This is a genomic window from Pedobacter sp. (genome assembly GCF_035566355.1).
Lineage (GTDB): Bacteria > Bacteroidota > Bacteroidia > Sphingobacteriales > Sphingobacteriaceae > Pedobacter.
Genome location: NZ_DATMRL010000702.1, coordinates 1 through 6,820 on the forward strand (window position 1 = coordinate 1; position 6,820 = coordinate 6,820).

At 43.1% G+C, this 6,820-nt stretch carries 6 protein-coding genes and 1 pseudogene; 3 read left to right on the forward strand and 4 right to left on the reverse strand.

Annotated features, from left to right (window positions below):
* Window positions 1-1,556, reverse strand: a 1,556-nt coding sequence (locus VNZ46_RS27630; RefSeq protein WP_325564634.1) for a DUF4175 family protein, incomplete at its 3' end; no start/stop codon positions are given.
* 116 nt (window positions 1,557-1,672) lie between these two features.
* Here VNZ46_RS27630 and VNZ46_RS27635 point away from each other — a divergent pair.
* Window positions 1,673-2,389, forward strand: a complete 717-nt coding sequence (locus tag VNZ46_RS27635) for a glycerophosphodiester phosphodiesterase (RefSeq protein ID WP_325564636.1) — start codon at window positions 1,673-1,675, stop codon at window positions 2,387-2,389.
* A gap of 68 nt (window positions 2,390-2,457) precedes the next feature.
* Here the strand turns inward: VNZ46_RS27635 and VNZ46_RS27640 are convergent, their stop codons facing one another.
* From VNZ46_RS27640 to VNZ46_RS27650, 3 genes are all read right to left on the reverse strand, one after another.
* Entirely contained in the window at window positions 2,458-2,649 is a 192-nt protein-coding gene (locus tag VNZ46_RS27640; RefSeq protein WP_008241764.1) for a cold-shock protein, read from the reverse strand.
* Between the two features lie 103 nt (window positions 2,650-2,752).
* Window positions 2,753-3,697, reverse strand: a complete 945-nt coding sequence (locus VNZ46_RS27645; RefSeq protein WP_325564648.1) for a hypothetical protein — start codon at window positions 3,695-3,697, stop codon at window positions 2,753-2,755.
* 50 nt (window positions 3,698-3,747) lie between these two features.
* The gene (locus tag VNZ46_RS27650) at window positions 3,748-5,001 is read right to left on the reverse strand and encodes an aspartyl protease family protein (protein WP_325564650.1); all 1,254 of its coding nucleotides are present in this window, start codon (window positions 4,999-5,001) and stop codon (window positions 3,748-3,750) included.
* Between the two features lie 49 nt (window positions 5,002-5,050).
* Between VNZ46_RS27650 and VNZ46_RS27655 the strand changes: the two genes are divergently transcribed.
* Window positions 5,051-6,370 (forward strand): D-alanyl-D-alanine carboxypeptidase/D-alanyl-D-alanine-endopeptidase, encoded by a 1,320-nt coding sequence (locus VNZ46_RS27655; RefSeq protein WP_325564652.1) that lies wholly within the window; start codon window positions 5,051-5,053, stop codon window positions 6,368-6,370.
* A pseudogene (locus VNZ46_RS27660) lies at window positions 6,357-6,820 on the forward strand (aminotransferase class I/II); the annotation flags it as partial. The gene VNZ46_RS27655 and the pseudogene VNZ46_RS27660, both read left to right, overlap by 14 nt.

The following is a 6,820-nucleotide window of genomic DNA, read 5'->3' on the forward strand; positions in this document are numbered from 1 at the left end:
ATGGCATTTTCCATTTTTTGTTTCAGTGCATTGCTGCCCTGATCTGTTTTTGCCGCGGTTTGTTGTGCCGTCGGGACCAGAAGTGTTTTTATGGTAGATTTGCTCGACTTAGGCCCATTTACACCATCATTATCCAATACCTCAAAATAGTACTCAAGGGTTTGTCCGGGTTGAAAAGCAGCCTCTTTTAAAGACCAGAAATAGAAGAAGCTGGATTGCGCCTGATTTTTCTGGAAAGGGATGGATTTGGATATGGTTTTCTTTATTTTTCCATTTTCGAGGATGTGGTAATGGAAATTAAGTGCACTGAAGCCATGGTCATCCGAAATCTTACCCGTAAAATATAGGCTCTTATTGCTGGCTGAATCGGGGCTTTCTGTTACAGAAATCTCCGGAAAGAGGTCTTTAATTACGGTGATACTATAACCTATGGCATCAGTACCTTTGTTTTGGGTGTTTTCAGGGCTAACCTGGTAAGTTGTATGGTTTCTGACCTGGGCCTTGAAGAGGCTTTGGTTACCAGAAACAGCTAGCCTGAAGCTTTTGGTATCCAGTTTAAATTGAACATGATCCGTATGTTCGGTACCGATGGTCCAGGAAATCAAAGTGCCTTCGGGAACAATCAAGTCACCTGCATTTGTGTGTTTTTCTTCTTTTTTACCCAGGTAGGCTGGATAATGGAGGCTGGCACTGAGTTTCAGAAGTGATGCCCTTGGCTTCACCAGGATGGTATAATTCCTGGAATTAAAGCCTCCCGCGGAAAAATGGAATTCCAGGTTCTTTTGCAGATTTTTAAAGGTGTATTGAAAATGGCTGATGTTTTGTTTTTCAAGTTTATAGGTATTTAGACCACTCACCATATAGACTTCCTGCGGTAACAGGTCTCCCTGAAGGCTCAGGTCCAGCGTATAATCTTCCCCCTGGGCGGACTGAAGTTCTCTTTGAAGTAAAACAAAACTAAAAGGGGCTTGGGGAAGGATTTCCTGATTGTATCTGACAAAACTGCTGGTGCCTTCGCGGAGAATGGAGGGGGCTATAAATGCAATTAAAAGAATAATGGCCAGGGGAATAACCAGGTATTTCAGGTATTTTTTATTATCGGCCAGGTGTATCGCACTGGAAAAAGGGACAGGCTTAAGTTCCTGGATTTTTTGGTCTATTCCGGCGAGGATGAGCTGATTGTCGCCGGGGTGCTGATCGGCAAGTGCTTTCAGCTGAAGTGTGTTCAGAAGCTTGTCTTTTACATGAAAGAAATGCTGGCCAATAAGCGTTGCAGCTTCTTCCAGGCTTTGAGTTTTTCTCAGCTTCAGCAGGGTAAGAACTGGCGTTAAGATCCAGTAAACTATAGCAATAGCGGCAATTCCCCAAAAGGAAAAAAATAAAAGAGTTTTGATCAGTACGGCTGGGTGGAGGTAATAGACAGAAAGGAAGAGGATGACATACAAGGCCAAGAGCAATGCCGCGGTGTATAGCGTGCCCCGCAAGAGCTGGTTCAGGTAAAACTTCCTGCTGAACTCGTTGATCTTGGATATAAGAAGTCCGTAGTTACCCTCCATAGGCCTAAATTAATTAAAAACTGCTATTTTAGCAGCTAAATATAGTTAAGATGAGATTATCCCTGTCAATTTTATTGTGTTTAAGTATGTTATCTGCTGTAGTAAAGGCTCAAAAGATGAAATGGAACCAAAATAAGGTCATTGCCCACCGGGGCGCATGGAAAAAAAACAATCTGCCGGAAAATTCAATTGCCTCTTTAAAAGCGGCCATTGACTTGAAATGCTATGGTTCAGAATTTGATGTGCATATGACCTCAGATGGGGTGCTGGTGATCAACCATGACGACGATTACCAGGGCCTGGTGATCACGACTTCGACCTTTGCTCAGTTGAAAGAAAAGAAATTGTCGAACGGGGAAGACGTACCAACCTTAGAAGAATACCTTAAAGAAGGCCGGAAACAGCAGGGAACGCGGATGATCCTCGAAATTAAGGATGTGAAGGGGGAAGGACAGCGTATGTTGGAAATCACAGATGCCGTCGTTGCCACGGTGAAGAGATTAAAGATGCAGGCCTGGATGGAATACATCAGTTTTAATTATGATGTGCTCAAGCGGGTATTGGTGCTGGATCCTCTGGCCAAAGTGGCTTATTTAAATGGGGAGGTCTCTGCTGAACAGTTGAAGAAAGATGGGTTTGTTGGAGCAGATTACCATTTCAGTGTATACAAAAAAGATCCGGAATGGTTTTCAAAAGCCCATAACCTGGGTTTAACATTGAACGGTTGGACCGTGAATAAGGAAGAGGATATGAAATGGCTGCTGGAACAGCATATTGACCTGATCACGACCAATGAGCCGGAGTTGCTTTTTGAAGTCCTGAAGGGGAAATAAGGGACGAAGGCGCATAAAAAAAGCTTCCTGAAGAACAGGAAGCTCGTACGAATTATGGTTATAATAATCTAGATTACTTTAACATTGATCGCATTCAAACCTTTTTTTCCGCTTTCTACGTCGTACTCAACTTTATCGTTTTCACGAATTTCGTCGATAAGGCCTGTTGAATGTACAAAAATTTCGCTATCTCCATTTGCAGGGATGATAAAACCGAAACCTTTAGTTACATTAAAAAATTTTACTGTTCCTTCTTGCATTGTATTATTTATTAAAAATTAAGTCTGCAAGTTAGTAATTATTTTGAGATAATCTACTAAAGCGATTTTTTTTGATAATTTCAAGATAATGAGCAGATTATTGTTAGTCTTTGATGCCTTTAATGGTCACTGTGATCTCACTGGCGTGGGCTATTCCAAGGGTGGTTCCGGGTTTAACTGTAAATAAATTCTGCAGGTAAACAGAGATGATTCCTTCCAGTACTTTTTTACGAACTTCATGGTATTCAGGTATTTCTCCACTGAAAGTACCAAGGCTCATTTTACCCTTGCTGTCAACCAGTACGGTGAAGGTATAGCCAAAATCTTTATAGGCCTTGTGCATAACCACTCGATAGCTTGGATAAAGATAATCGTAAGCTTCTGTTTTTCCATTCAGTACGTCTACGGAGCTGAGTCTTTCTATAGAGACAAGGTTGCTTTTCGGGACCATCTGAACGGGTTGCCTTGCTGCAAAAACACTATCCCGGTTGTTGGGGTGGGCATTGGCTGTTTGGGCGCGTTTTTGTATAAAAGCGGTGTCTCGTGGGCTTGGTCTTTGTAAAATATCTGCACTTGTTTTTAGTACATTCTTGATGTAATTTTCGGCATAAAAGGTCAGGTTGACATCTGAGCGGATATCGTTGGCAATTTCCCGTTTGTTGACCTGCAACCGCTGCATCAGTACGCTGTCTTTGGAGATGCTTTTGATCCGGAACCATTCTTTAGCAAAATTATAGACATCGCCATGATCATACAGGAGATGAAAGCCCAGCATCCGTTTCTTTTCCGGGCTATAGGCCAGGATAGAGTCATTGGATTCAAACTGAATGATCCAGCTGGGTTCCTGTTGAAAGCCCAGGGAGTCAAAGGAAAGGCCGTTGGAAAACCTTCTTTTCACTTCATGGTACCGGACGCCTTTAAAAGGAAGGAAAGAAAGGCGGGTTTTAGGGCTGGTCTTTTTCTGGGTATGTGTAGAGGTATCTGTATGGCAGGCGCTTAGTGCCAGGCACAGGCCAAGCAGGATTCGCAGTGAAATGGTCTTCATCATATGGGAACAAAGATATTAAAATGGGCTATTCGGCGGAACCGATTTTAATTTTAAACTCTTCTTCGGAGAATGACCAGCTTGTACAACCTTTCTTTTCCCCGCCCAATTTCTATGATGAGACGGCGGCCATTGCCTGATTTAAGGAGCAGGTCGATATCGTCCAGACTGTATTCGTGGATAAGTTTGAAATTGATGGAAAGCAGTTCATCCTGGGCATGAAAATCGGCTTCTTCGGCAGGTGAGCCGGGTTCTATACGACCCACCAGGTAGTGACTGGGCTTTCCCTCTTCAATATAGACCTCCATGCCGGCCATATCGTGTTCGAAAGTTCTTTTATAGTATTTGTTGGGTTTAAGATAGACGCAGAAATCGGCATAGTCAAAGGTGATGTCAAAGTGTTTCATCACATTGCTGCCGAGGTTTCCGTTGCGTTCTTTGAGCATAGTTTTGGCAGCAGCTTCTTCATAATCGGGGAAAGAGGATAACACATTGTCGAATTGCGTGCTACCGATCTTTAAACTGCTGATACGGCCAATATGTCCGCTGATGAGCCCGGTAAATCCAACGCCAAGATTGGCGGTGATGGTTTTTGCTGGAAGAGGAAAAGGCTTGTCCTGGTAAGATTCCATAGAGATGGCGTGACTGGCGCCAATATCCAGGATCAGTTTAGCTTCAAAAGGCTCCAGCCCTGCAGGATTGACTGTGGCTTTGATATAGGGTTTATTGCTGATCATTTCCAGGGGAATTCTTTCGCCTTTCTTTTTTACGCGGGTTTCCGGGAGTGAAAAAAACAGGCGTTTGGCCGGGTATTTAATTTTGACGACGAAGCTGTTGAAAAAATAATAACCGATCAGTCCGTAAATACGGGTGCCCAGATAGCTGGACAGGTTAAACAGATCCTCCTTCAAGATGGCCGTAGGGATATTACTGATCGTAGAATGACCAATTCTGACATATATCTGATCGGTTAAATAAGCTTCTACATCGTTGCCGGCCCCAAGGCCGGATAACTTGGTTACCCGGAGCGGGCCAAGACTCAAACTGTCTATAATGGTGGGATCGGAGATGATCATCGGGCTAACGCCGGTATCGAGAACAAAATTATAAGGGCCTTTTCCGTTGATATACAGAGGAATGACAATCAGGTTTTTGATCAGTTGGAAATCCATGACGTCTTTTTCGCGGTCTCCATCAAAATTGAAGGTCTGGGCTCGAAGTGGACTTTGAAGAAACAGGCAAATGACAGATAATAGTAATATGATTCTTGCAGAAAATATTTTTATTAACCGTAAAATGGATTTCATAAACTAATTTAATAATTTAGGCATAGATTCCTATAACATAATTCATATTATGTGGTTTAAACCGAAATTTGCTGTTACCTCATTTTTTCTGCTTTTCTTTTGCTGTGTTTTTGCGGGTTGTTCTCTGGATAGGGATATAGCAGTTAAAGTAAAGAAAGCTTTTCAGGAATCTGCACTTCTTCATCAGTATCCAGTTGGTTTTGAGTTGTTTGACCTGGATAAGGGAAAGGTGATTTATGGGCAGAATAACCATCAGTATTTTGTTCCGGCATCCAATACCAAATTATATACTTTTTATGCAGCGCTGATGGCATTGCCAGATACCATTCCAGCTTTAAGATATATAGAAAAGGGTGATTCTCTGATCTTCTGGGGAACAGGGGATCCGTCCTTTCTGCACCGGGAGTTGCAGGGAAACAAGGCATTGGGCTTTCTTCAGAAACACCAGGGAAAGCTTTTTTATGCACCAGGACGCTATACTGGCGAGGCATATGGGGCTGGATGGGCCTGGGATGACTATAATGAGGATTTCCAGGCAGAGATCACGGAATTGCCTCTGTATGGTAATTTGGTGGAGGTGCAAATGGCCGGCGGGATGAAAATCTCACCTGGGTTATTTCAACAAGCTTTTCTAAGAGATGGTCTTTCCGATCAGCGACATGGCTATATAAAAAGAGAGTTTTTAACCAACCGTTTTCATGTTCCTTCAGGAAATTTAACTTTTAAAACGCAATTCCTCCCTTTTAAAACAAGTACAGCATTAACACTTGCCTTGCTTTCGGACACCTTACACCGGGAAGTTGAGGAGATTGCCTTAAAAATGCCAGATAGTGCCAGGACTTTATATGACTTACCGAGGGATTCTGTTTTAAAACAGATGCTGTTACCCAGTGATAACTTTATCGCAGAGCAATTGCTGTTGCTTTGTGGAAATCAGGCGTCTGCAAAACTGGAAACTGCAGAGACGATAGTTGCAACAGAACAGAAATTTTTGATTTCCCTGCCAGACAAACCGGTATGGGTAGACGGTTCCGGACTTTCCCGTTATAATTTATTTACACCTGCGGACATGGTACGTGTGCTGGAACTGATCTACAAAAGGGTAAACGATCGGAAAAAATTGTTTGCTATGCTACCGGCTGGTGGAAAAAGCGGAACTTTAAAACGGGCTTATCCAACCACAGATCAGCCCTTTGTATTTGCAAAAACAGGAACTTTATCCGGTGTTCACAATCAGAGCGGTTATGTAGTGACCCGCAGAGGTAAAACGTATATTTTCAGTTTTATGAATAATAATTTTGTGCTGCCTGTTGCTCAGGTTAGAAAGGAGATGGTTAAAATGATGATGTATATTCATGAAAACTTTTGACTTTAGGGCAATTAAGGGCGCTTTAGGGCGATCAATTGCTGTGGGTGGAAGATCTGTCCTTTACTTTGGGGGAACGGCTTATCTGGGCATACCCAGACAGCGGGAATTTTTAAACCATTACCTGGAGGGCTTGCATCTTTTTGGCCTCAATAACGGTACGAGCCGCAGCAATAATGTGCAGCTGGGGATTTATAAGGATGCGGAGGAGGTTGCAGCGCTGAGGTTTGATGCAGAAAGTGCGCTGGTAACTTCAAGTGGATTCCTTGCAGCACAGATGACGGTAAGACATTTTGCAGGTTGGGGACAACTGGAATATGCGCCGGGTACACATCCTGCTTTATGGATTGGGGGAAATCCGGATGTGGGTGGGTCTTTTAAGCAATGGGGCCAGGATCTGGTAACCAGAATCAATAGCAGCTCTCAGAAGCGATGGGTAGTGGTGAGCAATTC

Coding starts and splice junctions, on each gene's coding strand:
- VNZ46_RS27650 (WP_325564650.1), bottom strand. CDS start 5,001: ATGAAATCCATTTTACGGTTAATAAAAATATTTTCTGCAAGAATCATA.
- VNZ46_RS27655 (WP_325564652.1), top strand. CDS start 5,051: ATGTGGTTTAAACCGAAATTTGCTGTTACCTCATTTTTTCTGCTTTTC.
- VNZ46_RS27635 (WP_325564636.1), top strand. CDS start 1,673: ATGAAATGGAACCAAAATAAGGTCATTGCCCACCGGGGCGCATGGAAA.
- VNZ46_RS27640 (WP_008241764.1), bottom strand. CDS start 2,649: ATGCAAGAAGGAACAGTAAAATTTTTTAATGTAACTAAAGGTTTCGGT.
- VNZ46_RS27645 (WP_325564648.1), bottom strand. CDS start 3,697: ATGATGAAGACCATTTCACTGCGAATCCTGCTTGGCCTGTGCCTGGCA.